Here is a 22,886-nt window from a genome sequence, read left to right as displayed (position 1 = left end):
CTTCAGCGGGACCGGGATCACAACACCACAGGGGGATCGTTGGGCACGTAGAGCCCGGCGATGGCGCGTTTATGCAAGGAAAAAACCGTCCACTTGAGGAGCAGCAGCGATGAACCGGATCTACCGCAAGGTATGGAACAAGGCATTGGGGCAGTTGGTGGTGGCGTCGGAGTTGGCATCGTCCAGCTCGGCCGGTGTGGTCATGGATGAGCGGCATAGCGCCGGAATACGCCTGCAAGCCTTGTCGGTTGCCGTCGCGTTGGGTCTAGGAGCAAGCGCCTGGGTAACCGCGGCGCAGGCACAGTCGGTGGAAGTGGGCGGTAACGCGCAGTGCATGGTGCTTGGCAGTGCAACGCTGGTGGATTGCGCCATCGCCAACAGCGCCGATGCATCGGGCACGAATGCAGTGGCCATCGGTGCGGGCACGGTCGCGTCTGCCGCTGGCAGCGTGGCACTGGGCGCCGGCTCCATCGCCGATCGCGCCAACACGGTGTCAGTGGGCTCGGCAGGCAGCGAACGTCAGATCAGCAATGTCGCCGCCGGTACTGCCGGTACCGATGCGGTGAACCTGGATCAACTCAATGCCGCTGCCGACGGCGCGCTGCTGGCTGGCCGCTATTTCAAGGCGAATGGCGCTGCCGACGGCAGCGACGACGCCGTGGCCAGCGGCGAAGGCGCGATGGCTGCAGGTGTTGGCTCGTTGGCAAGCGGTGTGGAAAGTACCGCGGTTGGCAGCTACAACGTCGCCGCCGGTGACTATTCCAGTGCGGTGGGTTATGTGAACACCGCCAACGGCGAAAGCAGTTCGGCTGTCGGCAATTTCAACCAGGTGGATGGTGCCAACAGCAGCGCATTTGGTTCCGGCAACCTGGTGGATGGTGCGAACGCAATCGCGCTGGGCAGCAACAGCGTCGCCAGTGGTGATGGCAGCGTGGTGATCGGCGATGGCGCCTACGCGGCTGCCGATGATTCCACTGCGGTCGGCTCCGGCAGTCTCGCCAGCGAGCTGGGCAGCACTGCTGTTGGTAGCGGTGCAGAAGCGACCGGTGCCTATGCAAGCGCGCAGGGCAGCCAGGCGCTTGCTTCCGGGCAGCAGGCAACGGCCAACGGCTTCCGTGCGGATGCCAGTGGTCGTGGCACCACTGCGCTTGGCGCCTATAGTTCAGCCTCCGGCGACCTTGCTTCGGCAGTGGGGTATGGCGCCGATGCCAGCGGCGATTACGGCGTTGCGATGGGCCTGGGTGCTTCCGCCTCGGCGACCAGCACCACGGCGGTAGGCGAATCGGCGATCGCTTCTGGCGAAGAATCCACTGCGGTTGGCGGCACCACTTTCGGTGGCTTCATCAGCACCGAAGCGTCGGGTACCGGCGCGTCGGCATTCGGCAATGGCGCGTGGGCGATAGGTGAGTACGCCACCGCGATTGGCTTCAACAGCTGGGCTGATGCAGACGATTCCACCGCGCTTGGTCAAAGTGCCACCGCAGCGGCAGCCAACAGCGTCGCCATCGGTGCGAACTCCTGGGCCGACCGCGAGAGCACGGTTTCGGTCGGTGACGTGGGCAGTGAACGCCAGATCACCAATGTCGCTGCCGGTACTGAAGATACTGACGCGGTGAACAAGTCGCAGCTCGACGAAGTGGCGGCAGTTGCCGAGAACACCAGCAAGTACTTCAAGGCAAGCGGCAGTGCTGACAGTGATGCAGGTGCGTATGCGGAAGGTGATGCGGCCACCGCAGCGGGTGAAGCGAGCAACGCGATCGGCAACGGCGCGTCGGCATATGGCAACGGCGCTAATGCCGTCGCCAACGGCGCAACCGCGGTCGGCATGAATGCCTTGGCTGCAGGCCAGAACAGCGCCGCCTTTGGCCAGAACGCCGAAGCGACCGGTCCGGCGGCGGTGGCCGTCGGCGGCAATGCGGTGGATGCCGATGGCAATCCCTTGATCACCTTCGGTGGGCAGCCGGTGACGACCGGCGCGACCAGTGCCGGCCTCGGTGGTACCGCGCTGGGTGCCAGCGCCAGTGCCGAGGGCTTTGCCGCTACGGCCACGGGCCTGGGTGCCTTCGCGCAGGGCGCGCAGTCCTCCGCATTTGGTGCGGTGGCCAATGCCATCGGTGACTACAGCACCTCGGTGGGTAGCCAGAGCGCGGCGTCGGGCACCAGCAGCGTTGCGCTGGGCGGCCCGATCGACCTGATCCCGGGTCTGGGTTTCTTCGTGGATACCCAGGCCAGCGGTGAGGCGTCCACGGCGTTGGGTGCGGGTGCGATTGCCTCCGGTGACTATGCGTTGGCATCAGGTGCCTTGAGCGAAGCCGCGGGTGCCGAATCCACCGCAGTCGGCTACTTCGCCTATGCGCCCGGTGACAATGCCAGTGCGCTGGGCGCCGAGAGCTGGGCCAGCGGTGCCAACAGCACGGCGGTCGGTTTCTACAGTACCAGCCGCGGTGCGGACAGCACCGCGCTGGGGGCCAACGCCACCGCTACCGCCGCCAACAGTGTTGCCCTGGGCGCGAGCTCGGTGGCCGATCGTGCCGACAGCGTGTCGGTCGGGGCGGCAGGTGCCGAGCGGCAGATCACCCATGTTGCTGCCGGTACCGAAGGCAGCGATGCGGTCAACGTCGATCAGCTCACTGCGGTCGCCGAAGGTGCGGAACTGACCGCGCGCTACTTCAAGGCCAACGGCGCCGCCGATGGCAGTGATGACGCGGTCGCCAGCGGCGATGGCGCTACCGCCGCCGGTGTTGGCTCGTTGGCCAGCGGTGCGCAGAGCACCGCGGTTGGCAGCTACAACGTCGCTGCCGGTGATTACGCCAGCGCCCTTGGCTATGTGAATACCGCCAACGGCATGAACAGTTCGGCGGTTGGCAACTTCAACCAGGTGGACGGCGAAAACAGCAGTGCATTCGGCATGGCCAATCTGGTCGACGGTGCCAATGCCATCGCGCTGGGCAGCAACAGCGTCGCCAGCGGTGACGGCAGCGTGGTGATCGGCGATGGCGCATTGGCAGATGCCGATGATGCCGTCGCCGTGGGCTCGGGCAGCGTCGCCAGTGGCGACGGCAGCAGCGCTCTGGGCGCGGGTGCAGAAGCTTCGGGCGCGTTCGCCACGGCGCAGGGTGCGCAGGCAGTGGCCTCCGGACAGCAGGCCTTGGCCAGCGGTTTCCGTGCCGAGGCCAGCGGTCGCGGCACCACGGCGGTCGGCAGTTACAGCGTTGCCTCCGGTGACCTCGCCTCGGCCGTTGGCTACGGGGCCGAAGCCAGTGGCGACTACGGCGTCGCGATGGGTCTGGGCGCGGCCGCATCCGGCGTCAGCACCACGGCTGTGGGTGAATCGGCAATTGCCTCGGGCGAGGAGTCGACTGCAGTCGGCGGCACCACCTTCGGTGGCCTGATCAGCACCAAGGCGTCAGGCACCGGGGCGGCGGCATTCGGCAACGGCGCGTGGGCCGTGGGCGAATACGCGACCGCCATTGGTTTCAACAGCTGGGCCGATGCGGACAACTCCACCGCACTGGGCCAGAGCGCGGTGGCCGAAGCGGCCAACAGCGTCGCCATCGGTGCCAATTCCTGGGCGGATCGCGAAAACAGCGTGTCGGTGGGTGACGTGGGCAGCGAGCGCCAGATCACCAATGTCGCCGCCGGTACCGAGGGTACCGATGCGGTCAACAAGAACCAGCTGGACGAAGTGGCTGCGGTAGCCGGCAACACCAGCAAGTACTTCACCGCCACCGGCAGCGCCGACAGCGACGCCGGTGCGTATGCGGAGGGCGACAACGCCACTGCGGCGGGTGAGGCCACCAATGCGATCGGCAATGGTGCATCGGCGTTCGGCAGCGGCGCCACCGCCGTGGCCGACGGTGCGACTGCGGTCGGCATGAACGCCTTGGCCAGCGGCCAGAACGCCGCCGCTTTCGGCCAGAACGCGCAGGCGATGGGTCCCGGTGCAGTGGCCGTGGGCGGCAATGCGGTGGACGCGAACGGTGATCCGCTGATCAACGTGGGCGGTGCGCCGGTGCAGACCGGCGCCACCAGTGCCGGCGTCGGCGGCACGGCGCTGGGTGCAAGCGCCAATGCCGAAGGCTTCGCCGCTACCGCCAGCGGTGTCGGTGCGTATGCCAAGGGCGATCAGTCCACCGCCAATGGTGCGGTGGCCAATGCACTGGGCAACTACAGCACTGCCACCGGCTCGCAGAGTTATGCGGAGGGTGCGGGTACCACCGCGGTCGGCTTCAACGCGGCCGCCTATGAGGACGGCAACGTCGCCGTAGGCCGCAACGCCTCCGCACTCGGCGCAGGCAGCCTGGCAATCGGTGATGGCGCCGAGACCGGCTTTGGCTTCTTCGGCATCGGCGCGACCAATGCGGTAGCGATCGGCAGCGGCAGCTGGGCCTTCGGTGATGACGCTACGGCGGTTGGCGCCAATGCCTGGGCCTTCGGTCAGCAGAGCACCGCCGTTGGTACCGGCGCCGAAGCCGGTGCCACCAATTCGGTGGCGCTGGGCGCAGGTTCGATAGCTGGCCGCGACAATACGGTGTCGGTGGGCGATGCAGGCGCCGAACGACAGATCACCAATGTGGCCGCCGGTACCGAAGGCACCGATGCTGTCAACGTCGATCAGCTCAACACCGCAGCCGAAGGTGCGCTGCTGGCAGGGCGTTACTTCAAGGCAAACGGTGCGGCCGATGGCAGTGACGACGCTGTCGCCAGTGGTGACGGCGCAACTGCTGCAGGTGTTGGTTCGGAGGCGTCGGGCGCACAGAGCACGGCGGTGGGTAGCTACAACGTCGCCGCCGGTGATTACGCCAGCGCCGTCGGCTATGTGAACACCGCCAACGGCACGAACAGTTCGGCGTTCGGCAACTTCAACCAGGTGGATGGCGAGAACAGCAGTGCGTTTGGCTTCGCCAACCTGGTCGATGGTGACAACGCCATCGCACTGGGCAGCAACAGCGTGGCCAGTGGTGAAAGTGCCATCGTGATCGGCAACGGTGCCAGTGCCTTGGCCAGTGGTGCCGCAGCCATCGGCATGAATGCAGTGGCCAGTGGCCAGAACGCTGCGGCGTTCGGCCAGAACGCACAGGCCACCGGCCCTGGAGCGGTGGCGGTGGGTGGCAATGCCGTGGACGAAAATGGCGATCCGCTGATCACCTCCAACGGTGAGCCGGTGCAGACCGGTGCCACCAGTGCCGGCGTCGGTGGTACCGCACTCGGTGCCAGTGCCAATGCATCGGGCTTTGCCGCAACCGCAACCGGTGTCGGCGCATGGGCACAGGGTGATCAGTCCACCGCCAGCGGAGCAGTTGCCAATGCGGTTGGCGACTTCAGCACCGCCAGCGGTTCGCAGTCGTATGCGGAAGGAGTTGGGACCACGGCGGTGGGCTACAACGCCGCCGCCTATGAAGACGGCAACGTCGCCGTTGGCCGCAATGCCTCGGCCTTGGGCGCAGGCAGCCTGGCAATCGGTGATGGCGCTGAGACCGGCTTCGGCTTGTTCGGCATCGGCGCAACCAATGCCGTCGCCATCGGTAGCGGCAGCTGGGCCTTCGGTGATGACGCGACCGCAGTAGGTGCCAACGCCTGGGCCTTTGGCCAGCAGAGCACCGCCGTTGGTACCGGTGCCGAAGCCGGTGCGACCAACTCGGTGGCGCTGGGTGCAGGCTCGATTGCCGACCGCGCCAACAGCGTGTCGGTGGGTGATGTAGGTGCCGAACGGCAGATCACCAATGTTGCCGCCGGCACCGAGGGAACCGATGCCGTCAACAAGGATCAGCTCGATGAAGTGGCTGCGGTGGCGGCGGAAGGCCAGACCACGGCGAAATACTTCAAGGCTACCGGCAGCGCCGACAGCGATGCCGGTGCCTATGCTGAAGGTGACAACGCGACGGCCTCCGGTGAGGCGACCAATGCCATCGGCAATGGCGCATCGGCATTCGGCAGCGGTGCCAATGCAGTGGCCGATGGCGCAACGGCGGTCGGCATGAATGCCTTGGCCAGTGGCCAGAACGCCGCTGCATTTGGCCAGAACGCGCAGGCAATGGGCCCCGGTGCAGTGGCGGTGGGCGGCAATGCGGTAGATGCAAACGGTGATCCGCTGATCAACGTGGGCGGTGAGCCGGTGCAGACCGGTGCCACCAGTGCCGGCGTTGGTGGTACCGCACTCGGTGCCAGCGCCAATGCCGAAGGCTTCGCCGCAACCGCAACCGGTGTTGGTGCGTATGCCAAGGGTGATCAATCCACCGCCAGTGGTGCGGTGGCCAATGCACTGGGCAACTACAGCACCGCGACCGGCTCGCAGAGCTACGCCGAAGGCGTCGGCACCACTGCAGTCGGCTACAACGCAGCCGCCTATGAAGATGGCAATGTCGCCTTAGGACGCAATGCATCGGCCTTGGGTGAGGGCAGCCTGGCGATTGGTGATGGTGCCGAGACCGGCTTTGGCTTCTTCGGCATCGGCGCGACCAATGCGGTAGCGATCGGCAGTGGCAGCTGGGCCTTCGGTGATAATGCAACCGCGGTGGGTGCCAATGCCTGGGCCTTTGGCCAACAGAGCACCGCCGTTGGTACTGGTGCCGAAGCCGGTGCCACCAATTCGGTTGCGCTGGGTGCAGGCTCCATTGCCGACCGTGCCAACAGCGTGTCGGTGGGTGATGTGGGCGCCGAACGGCAGATCACCAATGTCGCTGCCGGTACCGAGGCAACAGATGCGGTCAACAAGTCTCAGTTGGATGCCGTGGCTGATATCGCCGGCGAGACCAACAAGTACTTCCAAGCTTCCGGCGATGGTGTGGCAACTGCCAGCGGTACCAACGCGGTCGCTTCCGGTTCGGGGGCGGTTGCCAGTGCCGAGCGCAGCACGGCGCTGGGTGCGTCAAGTACCGCGAACGCCAATGGCGCCACGGCGGTCGGTGCCGATGCATCGGCACGTGCCAGCAATAGCACCGCGCTGGGCCGGCAGACCTCGATCACCGCCACCAATGGTGTTGCCATTGGTTACGGTGCCTTCGCCAACAATGGTGCCAACAGCGTGGCGATCGGCGCGGGCGCCGGGGTCTCGGGGGCCAACTCGGTGGCGCTGGGTGCAGGGTCGCGTGCAGTGGAGGCCAATGTGGTATCGGTCGGTGGCGGCAACGGCACCAGCGGTCCGGTAACGCGTCGCATCGTCAACGTTGGTGCAGGACGCATCGCCGAAGGCAGCAGCGACGCGGTGACCGGCGGCCAGCTGCATGTCACCAACCAGCGTGTCGGCGCGGTGGAAACCCGCGTCACCGACATCGATGGTCGCATCGGCAGCATCGAGGGCGTCACCGCCAATGCGGTGACCTATGACGATGCCAGCCGCGACAAGCTGAGCCTGGCGGGGATCCAGGGCACCACGCTGGATAACGTGGCTGCCGGCGCGATTGCTGCGGGCAGCATGCAGGCCATCAATGGCGGGCAGTTGTTCCAGTCGCTGGGCAATATGGCCAGCTTCCTCGGTGGCGGTGCAGGCATTGGCATGCAAGGCATGTTTGTCGCCCCGACCTATGTCATCCAGGGTGCCAGCTACAACAATGTCGGTGCAGCATTGTCGGCACTTGATGGCCAGGTCACCTCGCTCAACAACCGTATTGCCAACAACGGCAATGGGAACGGTCACGGCAATGGCAACGGCAACGGCAATGGCAATGGAAATGGTCCGCGCTCGGAGACCGCGGCAGCCGCCGCGAGCAGCGGCGTAGCTCTGGGCGAGCAGGCCAAGGCCAACAACGTGGCTGGCAGCGCCGTCGGCAACAACAGCTACGCGCATGGTCCGAATGACACGGCGATCGGCAGCAATGCCCGTGTCAACGCGGATGGCAGTACCGCGGTAGGGGCCAACACCAGCATTGCCGCTGTTGCCACGAATGCAGTGGCGATGGGTGAAGGTGCCACGGTCAGTGTCGCCTCGGGTACCGCGATCGGTCAGGGCTCCAGCGTCACCGCAACCGGTGCCGTTGCCCTGGGACAGGGCTCGATCGCGGACCGTGCCAACAGCGTATCGGTTGGCAGCGTCGGCCATGAGCGGCAGATCACCAGTGTTGCCGCAGGCACGCAGGCCACCGATGCGGTCAACAAGGCGCAGCTGGACAGCGGTATCACCGCGGCCAATACCTATACCGATACCAAGTTCAGCAGCATGGCCGACAGCTTCGACATCTTCCGTGGCGATATCGACAAGCGACTGCGTCATGTCGACCGCCGCCTGGATCGCCAGGGCGCGATGAGCGCGGCCATGTTGAACATGGCCACCAGTGCTGCGGGCGTGCGCACGCAGAACCGGGTCGGCGTCGGTGTCGGCTACCAGGGCGGCGAATCGGCGCTGTCGCTGGGCTACCAGCGCGCTATCAGTGAGCGTGCCACCGTCACCTTCGGCGGTGCCTTCACCAGTGATGACAGCTCGGTGGGCGTGGGCGCCGGCTTCGGCTGGTAAGCGGTTTGGTTTCGCCCCCGCCTGCTGCGGCGGGGGCTTCCAGGTTCATCGCCAGTGGCCGTGCTGCCCCCGCAGTGCGGCTGTTGCGAGCCAGGACGGCAAAGCGATGCAGCGTTGAAGTTCCATCCCTGTTCTATCAAGACGAGAGATCCGACATGAAGAAGAAGACCCAGCTTGGTTTGGCGATCACCGGTGTCGTACTGATGGCTTCGATCGGCGCGCCCGCCGTATCCGCTGCAGAAATTGGACCTGCAAAAGTCGTTGGCCTGAGTGCGTCCACGGTGGATACCAGCGGTGGCTATCGGTTCGTGGTCAAGTACCGTGCCGGTACCAGCGAGCTGCGTGATGCGGCCACCCTCAATCGTGGCCTGGGTGCCGCGGCGGCGCGCGCCGGCTTGGATCGCGCCGTGGCGAAGACCTCCCGTGCCGCCGCGCGGCCGGCCGTCGAGGCTGCGTTGCTGCGTCGCATGGGTGCACCGGGCTGGAGCGTGATCAAGACCTCGCGTGCGCTCAATGCGCAGGAAGCCGCGGACTTCGTGCGTGAGCTCAAGGCCAATCCGGCGGTGGAACGCGCCGATATCGATCGCATGTACCAGCGCATGGTCGACGTGGCACCGTCGATGACCCCGACCGACCCCAACTATGCACAGTACCAATGGAACTTCTTCAACCCGACCGCCGGCGTGCGTGCGCCGCAGGCCTGGGATCTGTCGCAGGGCGAGGGTGTGGTGGTGGCGGTGATCGATACCGGCATCACACAGGGCAATCCGGACCTGCAGAACAACGTCATTCCCGGTTACGACATGATCAGCGACAAGCGCGTGTCGCGCCGCGATACGGATGGGCGTGCGCCGGGTGGCTGGGATATCGGCGACTGGGTGGAAGCCAACTACTGCACCGGCTGGGCGACCGGCGGCTCGCACGCCGCCGATGTCAGCTCCTGGCACGGCAGCCATGTGTCCGGCACCATCGCCCAGGAAACCAACAACGGCCGTGGCCTGGCGGGCCTGGCCTACAAGGCCAAGGTGATGCCGATACGCGTGCTGGGTTCCTGCGGTGGCTTTGGCAGTGATATTGCCGACGGCATTGTCTGGGCCGCAGGCGGCGAAGTGCCGGGGCTGCCGCTCAACACCAATCCCGCCGAAGTCATCAACATGAGCCTGGGCAGTGTGTCCCCCTCGACCTGCCCGACCGAGTACCAGGAAGCCATCGATCTGGCCAACAGCAAGGGTGCCATCGTGGTGGTGGCGGCGGGTAACGACAATGCCAATGCCGCCAGCTACACCATGTCTTCCTGCAACAACGTGATCAGCGTCGGCGCTACCGGCATTACCGGTGCGCGCGCCTACTACTCCAACTACGGTGCGCGGGTGGATCTGTCGGCGCCGGGGGGTGGCGGTTCGGTAGACGGCAATCCGAACGGCTATATCTGGCAGGTGATGAACGGCGGTGAGAAGGGGCCGGAGCCGAGCAACTGGATCCTGGGCGGCATGGGCGGCACATCGATGGCATCGCCGCATGTGGCCGCGGCGGTGGCGATGGTGCAGAGCGTGGTGGATACGCCGCTGACCCTGAACCAGATGCGCGACCTGCTGAAGAAGACCGCCACGCCGTTCCCGGTGGCGATCCCGGCCTCCACACCGATCGGCGCCGGCATCCTCAACATCAACGCTGCCCTGGTCAAGGCCACCGAGCCGCCGTGCGATCCCAACGTGGAGCAGTGCGGTCCCGAGGCAACCCCGCTGGTCAACAAGGTGGCAGTGACCGGGCTGGCCGGCAGCGCGGGCAGCGAGACCGTCTACAGCTTCCAGGCCGAGGCCGGCAAGGTGCTGACCTTCATGACCTATGGCGGTGCTGGCGATGTATCGGTGTATGTGCGCTACGACGCGGTTGCCAGCAGCACCGCGTTCGATGCCAAGTCCACCCGCGCGGGCAACAGCGAGACCGTGCGCGTGAACAAGCCGCAGGCAGGCACCTACTACGTCACCCTGGTGGGGGCGGGTTCCTTCAGCGGCGTGAGCCTGGTTGCCCGTCAGTAAACCTGACTTCTGCACGAGCTTGGAACCCCGGCATTGCCGGGGTTCTTTTTGCCTGTAATGCAGGTTCATGTGCACGACCGGCGGGTACGAACTGCTAAAGTTCGGGCAACCCAGGAGGATTGCGTGAACGCGGTAGCCCACGACGCCCAACTTGCGCCATCACCTGCCGACCGCATCGTCACCGAACTGTTGGCGCAAGGCCGGCTGAAAGAGGCGGACCTCCAGCGTGCCCGCCAACTGCAACGCGAATCCGGGGGGGATCTGCTGGTGTTGCTGGCCCGGCTGGGCCTGGTTTCCGAACGCGACCACGCCGAGGCTTGTGCCAAGGTGCTGGGGCTGCGGCTGCTGGCCGCCCGCGACCTGCCCGAACATCCGCCAGAACTGGTGGAAGGCGCCGAGCCGGTGCCGCTGCGCTTCCTCAAGCAGTTTCTGGTGCTGCCGCTGGGCGAGCAGCGTGGCCGCATCCTGCTGTGGATGGCTGATCCACAGGATGGCTATGCGATCGATGCGATCCGTCTGGCGACTGGCTGCGAGGTGGCGCCGGTGGTTGGCGTGCGCAGCGAAGTGGATGAGCTGATCGAGCGCTGGTACGGGCAGGGCCGCAGTGCGATGGGCACCATCCTGGAAACCACCGATGGCGAGCTTGCGCCGCTGGACGATATCGAGCACCTGCGCGACCTCGCTTCCGAAGCACCGGTCATCCGCCTGGTCAATCTGTTGATCCAGCGTGCAGTGGAGCTGCGCGCATCGGACATCCACGTCGAGCCGTTCGAGAACCGATTGAAGGTGCGCTACCGCGTTGATGGCGTATTGGTTGATGGCGAAAGCCCGCCGGTCAACCTCACCGCGGCGGTGATCAGCCGCATCAAGATCATGGCCAAGCTCAATATCGCCGAGCGCCGCCTGCCGCAGGATGGCCGCATCATGCTGCGGGTACAGGGCAAGGAGCTGGACCTGCGCGTGAGCACCATGCCCACCGCGCACGGGGAGAGCGTGGTGATGCGCCTGCTGGACCGCGAGGCTGTGGTGTTTGATTTCCAGCGGCTGGGTTTCAGCGAGGATTTCCTGCCACAGTTCCGCAAGGTGCTGGAGCAGCCGCACGGCATCCTGCTGGTCACCGGCCCCACCGGCTCGGGCAAGACCACCACGCTGTACACCGCGTTGAACCAGCTCAATACCGACAAGGTCAAGATCATCACCGTTGAAGACCCGGTGGAATACCAGCTGGAAGGCATCAACCAGATCCAGGCCAAACCGCAGATCGGGCTGGATTTCGCCAACGCCCTGCGCAGCATCGTGCGCCAGGACCCGGACATCATCATGATCGGCGAAATGCGCGATCTGGAGACCGCGCGCATCGCCATCCAGTCGGCGCTGACCGGCCACCTGGTGCTGTCCACCCTGCACACCAACAACGCCGCCGGCGGTATCACTCGCTTGCTGGACATGGGCGTGGAAGACTACCTGCTCACCTCCACCATCAACGGCATCCTCGCCCAGCGCCTGGTGCGCAGGTTGGAGCCGACCCATGCGCTGCGTTACCGCGCGTCGGACGAGGAAATCCAGCGCTTCGGCCTGCGCCGTTTCCAGCCGCAGGGCGACATCCATCTCTATCGCGCGCAGCCCTCGCCGCACGCACCCACCGGCTATCTCGGCCGCACGACCATCGTCGAGTTCCTGGTGATGGATGACGCGCTGCGCACTGCGGTGATGCGCAAGGCCGGCATGGGCGAGATCGAACAGATCGCACGCAAGGCAGGCATGCGCACCATGTACGAAGACGGCATCGGCAAGGCACTGCGTGGCGAGACCACGCTGGAAGAAGTGCTGCGGGTAACGGAGGACGCATGAGCCATCGCGTTCGCCTGGAGCGGTGCTGCTGATGCCGCGTTACCGTTACAAGGCGCTGGATGCCCGTGGCGACCTGCTGGAAGGGCAGATGGATGCGGCCAGCGAAGGCGAGGTGATTGCGCGCCTGCAGGAGCAGGGGCATCTGCCGGTGGAAGCCAGGCCTGCGACCGGTTCGGCGTTCGAGGGTGGCAGTTGGAAGCAATGGCGGCAACGCCCGTTTGCCGGTGCGACGCTGGTCCAGTTCACCCAACAGTTGGCGACCTTGTTGGGGGCAGGGCAGCCGCTGGATCGCGCCCTGTCGATCCTGATGGAAACGCCGGAAGACTCGCGTTCTCAGCGGGTGATTGCCGACATCCGCGACAGCGTACGTGGCGGTGCGCCGCTGTCGCAGGCGCTTGAACGCCAGCATGGCCTGTTCTCGCGACTGTACGTCAACATGGTGCGCGCCGGTGAAGCCGGCGGCAGCCTGCATGAAACCCTGCAGCGGCTTGCGGATTACCTGGAACGCAGCCAGGAGTTGAAGGGCAGGGTGATCAATGCCCTGATCTATCCGGCGATCCTGCTGGTGGTGGTCGGCCTGGCGCTGTTGTTCCTGCTCGGCTACGTGGTGCCGCAGTTCTCGCTGATGTACCAGAGCCTCGACGTGACCCTGCCTTGGTTCACCCGCGCGGTGCTGGAAGTCGGCCTGCTGGTACGCAAGGGCTGGTTGGTTTTCATCGTGGTGCCTGCATTGCTGCTGCTGTGGGTGGAACGCAAGCGGCGCGATCCGGTTTTCCGTCTGGCATTTGATACCTGGCTGTTGAAACGGCCGATGATTGGCGGGCTGGTCGCCAAGCTGGAGAGCGCGCGACTCGCGCGCACGCTTGGGACCTTGCTGCGCAATGGCGTGCCGCTGCTGGCGGGGCTGGGCATTGCCCGCAACGTGCTCGGCAACCGTGCCCTGGTCGCGGATGTCAGTGAAGCCGCCGAGGCGGTGAAGAATGGTGCCGGGCTGGCTTCGTCGCTGGGTCGCAATGGCCGTTTCCCGCGGCTGGCCCTGCAGATGATCCAGGTTGGCGAGGAGTCGGGCACGCTGGAAAGCATGCTGCTCAAGACCGCCGATACCTTTGAACAGGAAAGTGCCCGCGCCATCGACCGCATGTTGGCGGCGCTGGTGCCGGTGATCACCTTGTTGTTGGCGTCGGTGGTGGGCGTGGTCATCATCGCGGTGCTGGTGCCGCTGTACGACCTCACCAATGCCATCGGCTAATCCCTGGATTTCGGAAAGGAAGAAGAAATGAGGCGAACCCTGAAACAACCGCTGTCACGCGCACGCCAGGCTGGCATGAGCCTGTTGGAAATCATCATTGTCATCGTGCTGATCGGTGCGGTGCTGACCTTGGTGGGCAGCCGTGTGCTCGGCGGTGCCGACCGCGGCAAGGCCAACCTCGGCAAGACCCAGATCCAGACGTTGGCCAGCAAGGTGGAGAACTACAAGCTCGACACCGGCCGTCTGCCGGGCAAGCTGGAGGATCTGGCCACCCAGCCTGCAGGTGTGGCGGGCTGGCTGGGACCGTACTCCAAACCGGCGGAGTTCAATGACCCGTGGGGCAATCCGGTGCAGTACCGGGTGCCGGGTGAAGGACGTCCGTTCGACCTGATCAGCCTGGGCGCCGATGGCCAGCCCGGTGGCGAAAGCTACAACGCCGACATCCGTTACGAATAAGCCTTGATGGTCGCGCCGCGTTCTCCACTTCCGTTTGTTACCGCGCGTACCGTATCTGCGCGGCGTGGCGCGATGCGCGGCATGTCGTTGCTGGAGATGGTGCTGGTACTGGCGTTGGTGGCTGCGCTGGCGATGATGGCGGCCATGGCCATGAATGGCGGCATGGATGGCCTGCGCCTGCGTTCAGCGGGCAAGGCCCTGGCTGCCGAGCTGCGCTACACCCGCACCCGCGCGATCAGCACCGGCACCGTCCAGCAATTGCAGATCAATCCGGGCAGTCGGCGCTGGCAGGGTGCGGATGGTCATCATGGAGAGCTGCCGCAGGCGCTGACGGTGCGCTTCACCGGCGCTGGCCAATTGCAGACGCGCAGGGATGAAGGCGTCATACGCTTCTTTGAAGATGGCGCCTCCAGTGGTGGCCGTATCGAACTGCGCGCAGGCAAGGCGGTGTGGCGGATCGACGTGGCGTGGATCACCGGCGAGGTCAAGGCCGGTCCGTTGCACGAGGGCGCCGGATGAGGCGTCAGCGCGGTTACTCGCTGATTGAAGTGATTGTCGCCTTCGCGTTGTTGGCCTTGGCGATGACACTGCTGCTGGGCAGTCTGTCCGGCGCCGCACGCCAGGTCAGCTTGGCCGATGGCTATGGTCGTGCCGCCCTGCATGCGCAATCGCTGCTGGCGGTTGCCGGGGTTGAAGCGCCGCTGCAGGCGGGTCGTCAGCAGGGCGAGTGGGAGCAGGGCCGCTACCACTGGAACCTGCAGGTTTCGCCGTACGTTGAGCCGCGCCAGCAACAGTCGCGGCTGTGGTTGCTGGACCTGCAGGTGCGCTGGGGTGACAGCGCGCAGGAACAGCTGCGTTGGCGCACGCTGCGCCTGCGTGGCAACGCGCCGCTGGAGGCGCAGCCGTGAGACATCCACCCCTGCGAATGCGTGCCCGCGGCTTCACCCTGATCGAGGTGTTGCTGGCGACGGTGCTGCTGGCAGTCGGCATGGCGCTGGCATTTGCCGCGGTGCGTTCCACCCTGGCCATCAGCAGTCGTGGTGAGGCGATTGCCAGTGGTAACGAGCGCATGCGTGCGGTCGAGGGCTTCCTGCGCAGGCGGCTGGTCTCGGCGATGCCGTTGCCGCTGCAACGTGATGCGCTGAGTGGCAATGCCAGCGTGTTCACTGGCACGCCACAGCAGCTGCGATTCGTGGCCAATGTACCGGACTATCTGGGCCGGGGTGGCCCCTACCTGCACACGCTCGAGGTCAGTGGCAGCGGTGACAGGCAGGAGCTTCGGATTGGCCTGACCCTGCTGCAGAACGGAGAGCTGCTGGAAGAAAATCCTCCGCGCGGCAGCGAACTGCTGGCGGAGGATCTCAAGCAGGTCAAGCTGCGTTATCGCGGTACCGATCCGAGCACCGGTGCAATGGGGCGTTGGCAGGACAGCTGGGATTCGCCCGGGCGCATGCCGGCCTTGGTCGCCATCGAGATCACCCCGGCGCGCGGCGGCGCGTGGCCGCCGCTGGTGGTTGCGCTGCCGCAGCATGGCGTCGCCGGGAGCTGGCGATGACGATGCGCGGCGCGGCCCTGGTGCTGGTGCTGTGGGTGGTGGCCTTGCTGGCCACCACCATCGCGGCGTTCGCGATGACGGCGCGGGTCGAGCATCTGCAGGGACGGGTCAGCGGCGACCTGGCCGGGGGTGAACAGGTGGCCCACGCCGGCATCGATTACGCGTTGTCGCGCATGCGAGCCACGCCGACCCAGCCCAGCTGGCACGCTGACGGGCGTCCTTATCGCTGGCAGTTCGACGGTCATGCAGTGACGTTGCGGATCGTTGATGAGACCGGCAAGGTCGATCTGAACCAGGCTGACCTGAACCTGCTGCAAGCGCTGTTGCGTGCGCTCAATGTGGCCCCTGACAAGGCCACCCGGCTGGCTGGCGCCATCGTTGACTGGCGCGACGTCGATGCGTTGCTGCAGGTCTCGGGCGGCGCGGAAACCGCGGATTACCAGGCCGCCGGACTGCCCTATGGTGCCAAGAACGCGCCATTTGACAGTGTCAGCGAGGTGCAGCGCGTGCTCGGCATGGAGCCCGCACTTTATGCACAGTTGGCCCCCTTGCTGACGGTGTACGGTAGCGGGCGGCCCAGCCCGCGTTTCGCGCCCGCACCGGTATTGACCGCCATGGGGATGGATGCGGCGCTGATCATGGCGCAGCGTGAGCGTGCAGACGGCGGTGCCGGGATGGGCGAAACTTCCCCCACGGGGGGCGACAGCGGCACTTATAGTGTGGAAAGCACGGTGCAGCTGGTGGCCGAGCGACAAGCGGTCATCCGCGCCGTGGTACGTCTTAATCCCGGTGCGATGGCCGGTGCACCGTATACGGTGCTGCAGTGGGAACAGGGAGCGATGTCCAGATGACGGGGTTGCGTGAACGACTGGGGCTGGCAACTGCGCGCATCGTGCCGGGTGCCGGTGGCTTCTGGGCATGGTGGACGCAGGGCTTGCTGGCATGGCTGCCGGCACGTTGGCGGAGCCTGCTCGGGGTATCGGACGCGCGCCTGCTGCTGGACGTTGCCGATGCCCAGTTGCGGGTGTCTTTACTGCAGGGGGGGCAGCAACAGCTGTTGCAGACCTTGCCCGCTGGCGCGGTACCCACTGCGGTCGAAGCGGCGTTGCCGCCGCGCATGCTGGGCCTGCCACGCCACGCGGTGTTGCCAGCCAGTGCGGTGCTGCGCAAGCCCCTGCGCATGCCGGCCGCGGCCGAGGCACGCCTGCGCGAAGTAGTGGGCTTCGAGATAGACCGGCAGACCCCGTTCAGCGCCGCCCAGGTGTATTACGACGTGCGCCTGCTGCAGCGCCGCGAAGACGGACAGCTGGATGTCGAACTGGTGGTCGCACCGCGACCGCTGGTCGAGGCGTTGCTGGGCCAGGCAGAAGCCTGGAAGCAGCAGCTCGACGGAGTGGACGCGGTCGATGCACAGGCCCAGCCGCTGGGCGTGAACCTGTTGCCACCGGCAATGCGCAGGCAACGCCATGACCCAATGCGGCGGCTCAACCGACTGTTGTTGATCGCCGGTATGGTGATGGTGGTGCTGGCGGCATGGCAGTTGCTCGACAACCGCCGTGCTGCGGCCGCGCAGTTGTCGGCGCAGGTGGATGCCGCCGCGGTGCGCGCGCGCGCGGTGGCCACGCAGCGGCAGCAGTTGCAGGATCTGGTCGATGGACATCAGTTTTTCACCGCGCAGCGCGCCGAGCAGGCTTCGGCCACTGAAATCATCAACGAACTCAGCCTGCGCCTGGGCGATGACACCTCGCTGGAGAAGCTCTCCATCGAAGGCGGTCGCATGCAATTGATCGGCATGAGTAGCAGTGCCTCATCGCTGGTCTCCAAGCTGGAAGGTTCCAGGCTGTGGAAGACCCCGTCATTGACCGGCGTGCTGCAGGCCGGCCAGGGCGCCGCGCGGGAGCGCTTCACCTTGACCGCGGAACTGCGTGGGCCCAACCCGGAGGCTGCCGATGGCAACGCACCGCGCGCACCGTGACCGTTGGCTGGCCCTGGCGCTGTTGTTGGCCGTCGTGGCCGTGGTCTGCCTGTTGGTGGTGCAACCGCTGTGGATCCGGCCGATGCAGGCGGTGGAGGCCGAGATCGCGGCCTTGCAGGAGCGCCAGCAGCGCATTGGCCTCCAGCTGCGCCAGGCACCGCAGGTCGCGCAACGGCTGCAGCAGGCACAACAGGCCTTGGCCGACCAGCCCGGCTTCATGGCGGAGAATTCGGTGGAGCTGGCGACCTCCAAGCTGGTGCAGCGACTGGAAGAGGCCGCGCGCCTGGCCAGCCCGGACCAGCGCAGTTGCGCGATCAGTGATCGTTCGCCACTGCCGGCCGACAACAGTGGCCGCTTCCCGCGGGTTGCGGTGCAGGCACGGCTGCGCTGTGGCATGAACGAATGGATGAGCGTGCTTCAGACACTGGAGACTGGCACGCCGCAACTGCGCGTGGATCGGCTCGATATCCTGTCCGCAGGCCTGGGCGAAGGGGGTGGCGGCCTGGATGTGAGTTTCGAACTCAGTGGCTATCTGCGCCCCGGGGTGGTCGCGCCAACGGCGGAGGTTGCCAATGCGCAATGACGCAGCAGGTCTGCGCACCTGGTTGCTGGGCGCGTTCGCGGCCTGGGCAATGCTGGTATGGGCAGCATGCCTGTTCGGCCTGGGTAGCAGGATTGGCGGCACCGCTACCGTGCTGGAGGTGCCGCCCTTGCCGGCGGTGCCGCAGGCAGCGCGGCTGGCGGTTGCAGACAATGCCGAAGCCTTGAACCGTCCCCTGTTTGCCAGCGATCGGCGCCCGCACCCATTCTTCATCGGCGAAGCGGGTGAACCGGCAGCGGCCAGTGTGCGTTTGACCGGCGTATTGATGACGCCAGGTTTGGACATGGCCACCTTGACCACCGAGCAGGGCAAGTCGTTGCGCCTGCGTCTGGGTGGCGAGGTACAGGAGGGTTGGCAGTTGCTGTCGCTGCAGCCGCGCAGCGCAGTGGTCAGCGGGCCGGCCGGCACGTTGAATCTGGAGCTGCAGGTATTCAGTGGCGGGCCGAGGCCACCCGTTGACGCTTCGGGCGTGCCTGCCGCAACCGCCGCGCAGGCGGCTGCTGCAACCGTCAGCGTGCCACCGCCGCCAGCAGCCGACCCGGTGACGCCTTCCGCAGACCAGATCAAGGCGATCCGCGATCGCATCCAGGCCCGCCGTCGGCAGGCACAACAGAATCAGAACGGCAGCTCCGGCCGCCAGAACCCGTAGAGTGAGCGTATGACATCACGCATAGTTGCAGTCAGCCTGCTGATCGGTGCCCTGAGTGGCTGCGTTACCACGCCGGCACCGGACATCCGTCGCAATGCTGCGACGGATACCAGTACGCCGGCACCCGGTGAGGCAGCGCGCACCAGTCCGCTCGGCGCCGAAGATGCCCCCAAGGCCGATGACGTCCAGGGCAGGGCGGTGATCCGTCGTGGCAACGGCACGGTGATCAACCGCGCGGCCGCCTCGGCTCCGGCTCCTGCCCTGACCGCCGCTGGCAATGGCACGGCGGTGTTCAACTTCGAGGGCGAGTCGGTACAGGCGGTCACCAAGGCCATCCTCGGTGACATGCTCGGCCAGAACTACGTCATCGCCCCGACCGTGCAGGGCACGGTAACCCTGGCCACGCCCAAGCCGGTGTCGCCGGCGCAGGCGCTGAACCTGCTGGAGATGGTGCTGGGCTGGAACAACGCCCGGCTGATCTACAGCGGTGGCCGCTACAACGTGGTGCCGGCCGATCAGGCGCTGGCAGGCACGGTCGCGCCGAGCACGGCACCGGCATCGGCCGCACGTGGTTATGAGGTGCGGGTGGTGCCGCTGCAGTACATCTCGGCCAGCGAGATGAAGAAAGTGCTGGAACCTTATGCGCGGCCCAACGCGATCGTCGGCGTCGATGGCTCACGCAATGTGATCACCCTGGGCGGCACCCGTACCGAACTGGAAAACTACCTGCGCACGGTCGAGATCTTCGACGTGGATTGGCTGTCGGGCATGTCGGTGGGCGTGTTCCCGATCCAGTCCGGGCGTGCCTCGCAGGTGGCCAGTGATCTTGAGAAGGTATTTGGTGAAGCCAGCAAGACACCCAGCGCCGGCATGTTCCGCTTCATGCCGCTGGACAACGCCAATGCGGTACTGGTGATCACCCCGCAGGCGCGTTACCTGGACCAGATCCAGCAATGGCTGGACCGCATCGACAGTGCCGGCGGCAGCGCCCGCCTGTTCTCCTATGAGCTGAAGTACATCAAGGCCAAGGACCTGGCGGACCGCTTGGCCGAAGTGTTTGGTGCTGGCAGTGGTTCGCGTGGCGGCCAGAGTGGTGCGGCTTCGCTGGCGCCGGGCGCCAGCGCAGTCAGCCTGCAAGGCGGTGGCACCGTCGATCCTTCGGCCAGCGCCGACGACAACCTCGGTGACGGCGGCGGTTCGTTCGGCAAAAGCGATGGCGTGGGCGGTGGTAGCGGCAACAGCGGCATGGGCATGGGCGAGGGCATGGCCTTGCCGCAGCGCAGCTCGGGCAATGGCAGCGTGACCCTGGAAGTGGAAGGCGACCGCGTCGGTGTTTCAGCCGTTGAGGAAACCAATGCCTTGCTGGTGCGCAGCACGCCGCAGGCATGGCGTTCAATCCGCGAGGTGGTGGAAAAACTCGACGTGATGCCGATGCAGGTGCATATCGAGGCGCAGGTAGCCGAGGTCGCCTTGAGCGGCGACCTGAGCTATGGCGTCAACTGGTACTTCGAACAGGCGGTCAACGCCGCCGTCGACAAGGGCGGCGCCGGCCTGCCGTCAGCCCTCGGGCGCGGCATCTGGGGTGATATCGCCGGCTCGTTGATTCCTGGCGATGGCAAAGGGGGCGGCGGGCTGAGCTGGACCTTCCTCGGCAAGAACGCCGCCGCGGTGATCACCGCACTGGACCAGGTCACGGATGTCCGCCTGCTGCAAACCCCGTCGCTGTTCGTGCGTAACAACGCGGTGGCCACTTTGAACGTGGGCAGCAAGATTCCGGTGTATTCGGTGTCGGTATCGGGCATCAGCGACAACCAGTACTCGCAGGTGCAGTACCTGGAAACCGGCACCATCCTCAAGGTGCGTCCACGTGTCACCCGTGACGGCATGGTGTTCCTGGACATCGTGCAGGAAGTCAGCTCGCCTGAAGGTGAGCCTGATGACAACGGCAATGTACGCATCAACACCCGCCGCATGAAGACCGAAGCGGCGGTCAATGCCGGCGACACGGTGATGCTGGCCGGCCTGATCGAGGACAGTGCCATCAAGGGTTCTTCCGGCTTGCCCGGCTTGAGCCGGCTACCGGTGATCGGTGGCCTGTTCGGGCGCAAGACCCAAAGCAGCCGACGCAGCGAAGTAATCGTGCTGCTGACCCCGACCATCGTTCGCAATCCGCAGGAAGCACGCAATCTCACCGACGAGTACGGCAGCAAGTTCCGTGCGCTGGATCCGATCAACGCCCCGAAGGGCCGCTGAGCATGACGCTGCCGGTCATCCTGCTGCCGGTGGGGGTGGACGACGCGGCGCTTGATGCCTGCCTGGCGGCATTGGAGAAGCACACGCCGGCAGGTACGCCGGTGTGGCTGGCCGATGATGGCCAGAGTGGCCCGCGCGGGCAGGTGGTGATCGAGCATTGGCTTGCCAGCACCCGGCTGCAGGCCGAGTACACGCGGCGCCCGCGCGCGATTGGTGAGGCGGCGCATCTGGACGAGATGCTCAAGGCCTGTGGCGACGCCGATGTGGCCGTGCTGGCGCCCGATGCCTTGCCGATGGCCGGTTGGTTGCAGCAACTCAGTGATTGCCTGGCGCGTGATGCCTCCATCGCCACCGCCACGCCGTGGAGCAACGCCGGCGAAGCGGTGTCGTGGCCGCGTGCGGGCGAACTCAATCCCTTGCCTGCCGATCCGGCGCGGCTGCTGCAGGCCTTGGCGATGATGCCCTTGTTGCAGCCCGAGCTACCTTCGGCGGTCACCCATGCGGTATTGATACGCGGCAGTGCGCGACGCCGTGCCGGCGGCCTGGATATCCACAGTTACGGCTCCTGGTATGCGGCCCTGGTGGACCTGAGCCTGCGCATGAGTGGCCTGGGCTGGCGCAATGTGCTGTGTGACAACGCCTTCGTCGGTCGCCAGGGCGAGGGTCGGCCGGCCGAAGGCGACATGGAGGTATTGGCCAACCGCTGGCCGGTATGGACGGCGCGTCTGGCCGCGTTTCTGATGAACGACCCGCTGCATGCGCACCGGCGGCAACTGCAGCAGTTGTGCGAGCAGGCGATAATGCCGCAAGCCCAGCCCGACCTGTTCGACGCCTGTGGTTCCCTTCCAGGCGCGGAGCCGGTGTGAGCGATTCGATTGCAGTAGTGGTGGTCAGTTACGAGAGTGCGAGTACGCTGGATGAGTGCCTGCAGCGGCTGCGTGCGGCCGAGGGTGTGGCCGAGATCCGGGTGGTGGACAATGACTCACGTGACGGCTCGGTGGCCATCGCACAACGTCATGCCTTGGCTGATGCACGGGTGCGTTTCATCGCGAACCCGGACAATACCGGCTTCGCCACTGCCAATAACCAGGGCGCGCACGCGTGCCATTCGCCGTGGCTGGCCTTTGTCAACCCGGATTTGATGATCGAGCCGCAGACCTTGTCGCAGTTGCGTGACCTTGGCCGATCGCTGGGCGATTGCCTGCTCGGCGTGGAGCAGGTGGACGAGGACGGCGTCGCTGACCCGGCGGTACGCCGCCGCGACCCGGATTTTGCCGCGATGCTGCGTAACCCCGGTGCGGGCTCGCGGTTGGCGGTGGAAGTGGATCACTCCACGGTATTGCAGCAGGTGCAGGCCTTGTCGGGCGCCTTGTTGTTGATGCCGCGATCGTTGTTCGATCGCCTGCAAGGTTGGGATGCTGGCTACCGGCTGCATGCCGAAGACCTGGATCTGTGCCGTCGTGCGCGCCAGGCCGGTGCGGTGGTGGCCATTGCCAATGATTTGCAGGTGGTGCATGTGCGTGGGGTCTCCAGCCGCTCGCGGCCATTCTTCGTGGAATGGCACAAGCATCGTGGCCTGTGGCGTTACTTCCGCAAGTTTGAAGCCAGCCAGCGCAGCCTGCCGGTGAGGGCAGGAGTGTGGTGTGCGATCTGGGCGCATGCGGCGTTGCAGGTGCCGCGGCTGTTGCTGAGATAAGTTTGGATATTGGGGTTTGGGGCGTTCAAAGCACCCCTCCCCAGCCCTCCCCTTGGCTGCGCCAAAGGGAGGGGGCAGGAGCGTGCATCGCTCCCGTCCTTGCGCAACGCGCA

At 66.0% G+C, this 22,886-nt stretch carries 15 protein-coding genes; all 15 read left to right on the top strand.

Annotation, left to right across the window (positions count from 1 at the left end):
• The first annotated feature begins 109 nt into the window (after positions 1 to 109).
• Positions 110 to 8,449, top strand: coding sequence for an ESPR-type extended signal peptide-containing protein (locus tag ACVOLQ_RS11000; protein WP_481528023.1), 8,340 nt, complete (start codon positions 110 to 112; stop codon positions 8,447 to 8,449).
• A gap of 155 nt (positions 8,450 to 8,604) precedes the next feature.
• Positions 8,605 to 10,488 (top strand): S8 family peptidase, encoded by a 1,884-nt coding sequence (locus ACVOLQ_RS10995; RefSeq protein ID WP_313493086.1) that lies wholly within the window; start codon positions 8,605 to 8,607, stop codon positions 10,486 to 10,488.
• A gap of 123 nt (positions 10,489 to 10,611) precedes the next feature.
• Positions 10,612 to 12,339, top strand: a complete 1,728-nt coding sequence (gene gspE, locus ACVOLQ_RS10990; RefSeq protein ID WP_313172435.1) for a type II secretion system ATPase GspE — start codon at positions 10,612 to 10,614, stop codon at positions 12,337 to 12,339.
• A gap of 31 nt (positions 12,340 to 12,370) precedes the next feature.
• Complete coding sequence (gene xpsF / locus ACVOLQ_RS10985; RefSeq protein WP_481528022.1) at positions 12,371 to 13,588, top strand: type II secretion system protein XpsF; 1,218 nt, start codon at positions 12,371 to 12,373, stop codon at positions 13,586 to 13,588.
• Positions 13,589 to 13,615: 27 nt separating this feature from the next.
• Positions 13,616 to 14,044 carry a type II secretion system major pseudopilin GspG gene (gene gspG / locus ACVOLQ_RS10980; protein WP_313172429.1) on the top strand — a complete coding sequence of 143 codons (429 nt, stop codon included), beginning with the start codon at positions 13,616 to 13,618 and terminating at the stop codon, positions 14,042 to 14,044.
• A gap of 6 nt (positions 14,045 to 14,050) precedes the next feature.
• Positions 14,051 to 14,563 (top strand): type II secretion system protein XpsH, encoded by a 513-nt coding sequence (xpsH, locus tag ACVOLQ_RS10975; protein ID WP_481528021.1) that lies wholly within the window; start codon positions 14,051 to 14,053, stop codon positions 14,561 to 14,563.
• A complete protein-coding gene (gene xpsI / locus ACVOLQ_RS10970; protein WP_313172427.1) occupies positions 14,560 to 14,952 on the top strand; it encodes a type II secretion system protein XpsI in 393 nt (130 codons plus the stop codon). Before xpsH ends, xpsI begins: the two co-directional genes overlap by 4 nt.
• 17 nt (positions 14,953 to 14,969) lie before the next feature.
• The gene (locus ACVOLQ_RS10965; protein ID WP_481528035.1) at positions 14,970 to 15,599 is read left to right on the top strand and encodes a prepilin-type N-terminal cleavage/methylation domain-containing protein; all 630 of its coding nucleotides are present in this window, start codon (positions 14,970 to 14,972) and stop codon (positions 15,597 to 15,599) included.
• A complete protein-coding gene (locus ACVOLQ_RS10960; RefSeq protein WP_481528020.1) occupies positions 15,596 to 16,450 on the top strand; it encodes a type II secretion system minor pseudopilin in 855 nt (284 codons plus the stop codon). The genes ACVOLQ_RS10965 and ACVOLQ_RS10960 overlap by 4 nt, the downstream gene beginning before the upstream one ends.
• Complete coding sequence (locus tag ACVOLQ_RS10955) at positions 16,447 to 17,574, top strand: PilN domain-containing protein (RefSeq protein ID WP_481528019.1); 1,128 nt, start codon at positions 16,447 to 16,449, stop codon at positions 17,572 to 17,574. The genes ACVOLQ_RS10960 and ACVOLQ_RS10955 overlap by 4 nt, the downstream gene beginning before the upstream one ends.
• Positions 17,549 to 18,157, top strand: coding sequence for a type II secretion system protein GspM (gspM, locus tag ACVOLQ_RS10950; protein ID WP_313172421.1), 609 nt, complete (start codon positions 17,549 to 17,551; stop codon positions 18,155 to 18,157). Before ACVOLQ_RS10955 ends, gspM begins: the two co-directional genes overlap by 26 nt.
• Entirely contained in the window at positions 18,147 to 18,824 is a 678-nt protein-coding gene (locus ACVOLQ_RS10945) for a hypothetical protein (RefSeq protein ID WP_481528018.1), read from the top strand. Before gspM ends, ACVOLQ_RS10945 begins: the two co-directional genes overlap by 11 nt.
• 9 nt (positions 18,825 to 18,833) lie before the next feature.
• Entirely contained in the window at positions 18,834 to 21,077 is a 2,244-nt protein-coding gene (gene gspD / locus ACVOLQ_RS10940; RefSeq protein ID WP_481528017.1) for a type II secretion system secretin GspD, read from the top strand.
• Positions 21,074 to 21,943 carry a glycosyltransferase family 2 protein gene (locus tag ACVOLQ_RS10935; protein WP_313172654.1) on the top strand — a complete coding sequence of 290 codons (870 nt, stop codon included), beginning with the start codon at positions 21,074 to 21,076 and terminating at the stop codon, positions 21,941 to 21,943. Before gspD ends, ACVOLQ_RS10935 begins: the two co-directional genes overlap by 4 nt.
• Positions 21,940 to 22,773 (top strand): glycosyltransferase family 2 protein, encoded by an 834-nt coding sequence (locus ACVOLQ_RS10930; RefSeq protein WP_481528016.1) that lies wholly within the window; start codon positions 21,940 to 21,942, stop codon positions 22,771 to 22,773. The genes ACVOLQ_RS10935 and ACVOLQ_RS10930 overlap by 4 nt, the downstream gene beginning before the upstream one ends.
• Positions 22,774 to 22,886: the final 113 nt, after the last annotated feature.

This window comes from Stenotrophomonas sp. STEN031 (assembly GCF_056759975.1).
The sequence above is the reverse complement of the archived record's forward strand: the minus strand, read 5'-3'. Positions and strand labels throughout refer to the sequence as shown.

Coding starts and splice junctions, on each gene's coding strand:
- ACVOLQ_RS10945 (WP_481528018.1), top strand. CDS start 18,147: ATGCGCAATGACGCAGCAGGTCTGCGCACCTGGTTGCTGGGCGCGTTC.
- ACVOLQ_RS11000 (WP_481528023.1), top strand. CDS start 110: ATGAACCGGATCTACCGCAAGGTATGGAACAAGGCATTGGGGCAGTTG.
- xpsI (WP_313172427.1), top strand. CDS start 14,560: ATGAGGCGTCAGCGCGGTTACTCGCTGATTGAAGTGATTGTCGCCTTC.
- gspM (WP_313172421.1), top strand. CDS start 17,549: ATGGCAACGCACCGCGCGCACCGTGACCGTTGGCTGGCCCTGGCGCTG.
- ACVOLQ_RS10955 (WP_481528019.1), top strand. CDS start 16,447: ATGACGGGGTTGCGTGAACGACTGGGGCTGGCAACTGCGCGCATCGTG.
- xpsH (WP_481528021.1), top strand. CDS start 14,051: ATGGTCGCGCCGCGTTCTCCACTTCCGTTTGTTACCGCGCGTACCGTA.
- ACVOLQ_RS10960 (WP_481528020.1), top strand. CDS start 15,596: ATGACGATGCGCGGCGCGGCCCTGGTGCTGGTGCTGTGGGTGGTGGCC.
- ACVOLQ_RS10965 (WP_481528035.1), top strand. CDS start 14,970: ATGCGTGCCCGCGGCTTCACCCTGATCGAGGTGTTGCTGGCGACGGTG.
- gspG (WP_313172429.1), top strand. CDS start 13,616: ATGAGGCGAACCCTGAAACAACCGCTGTCACGCGCACGCCAGGCTGGC.
- ACVOLQ_RS10995 (WP_313493086.1), top strand. CDS start 8,605: ATGAAGAAGAAGACCCAGCTTGGTTTGGCGATCACCGGTGTCGTACTG.
- xpsF (WP_481528022.1), top strand. CDS start 12,371: ATGCCGCGTTACCGTTACAAGGCGCTGGATGCCCGTGGCGACCTGCTG.
- gspD (WP_481528017.1), top strand. CDS start 18,834: ATGACATCACGCATAGTTGCAGTCAGCCTGCTGATCGGTGCCCTGAGT.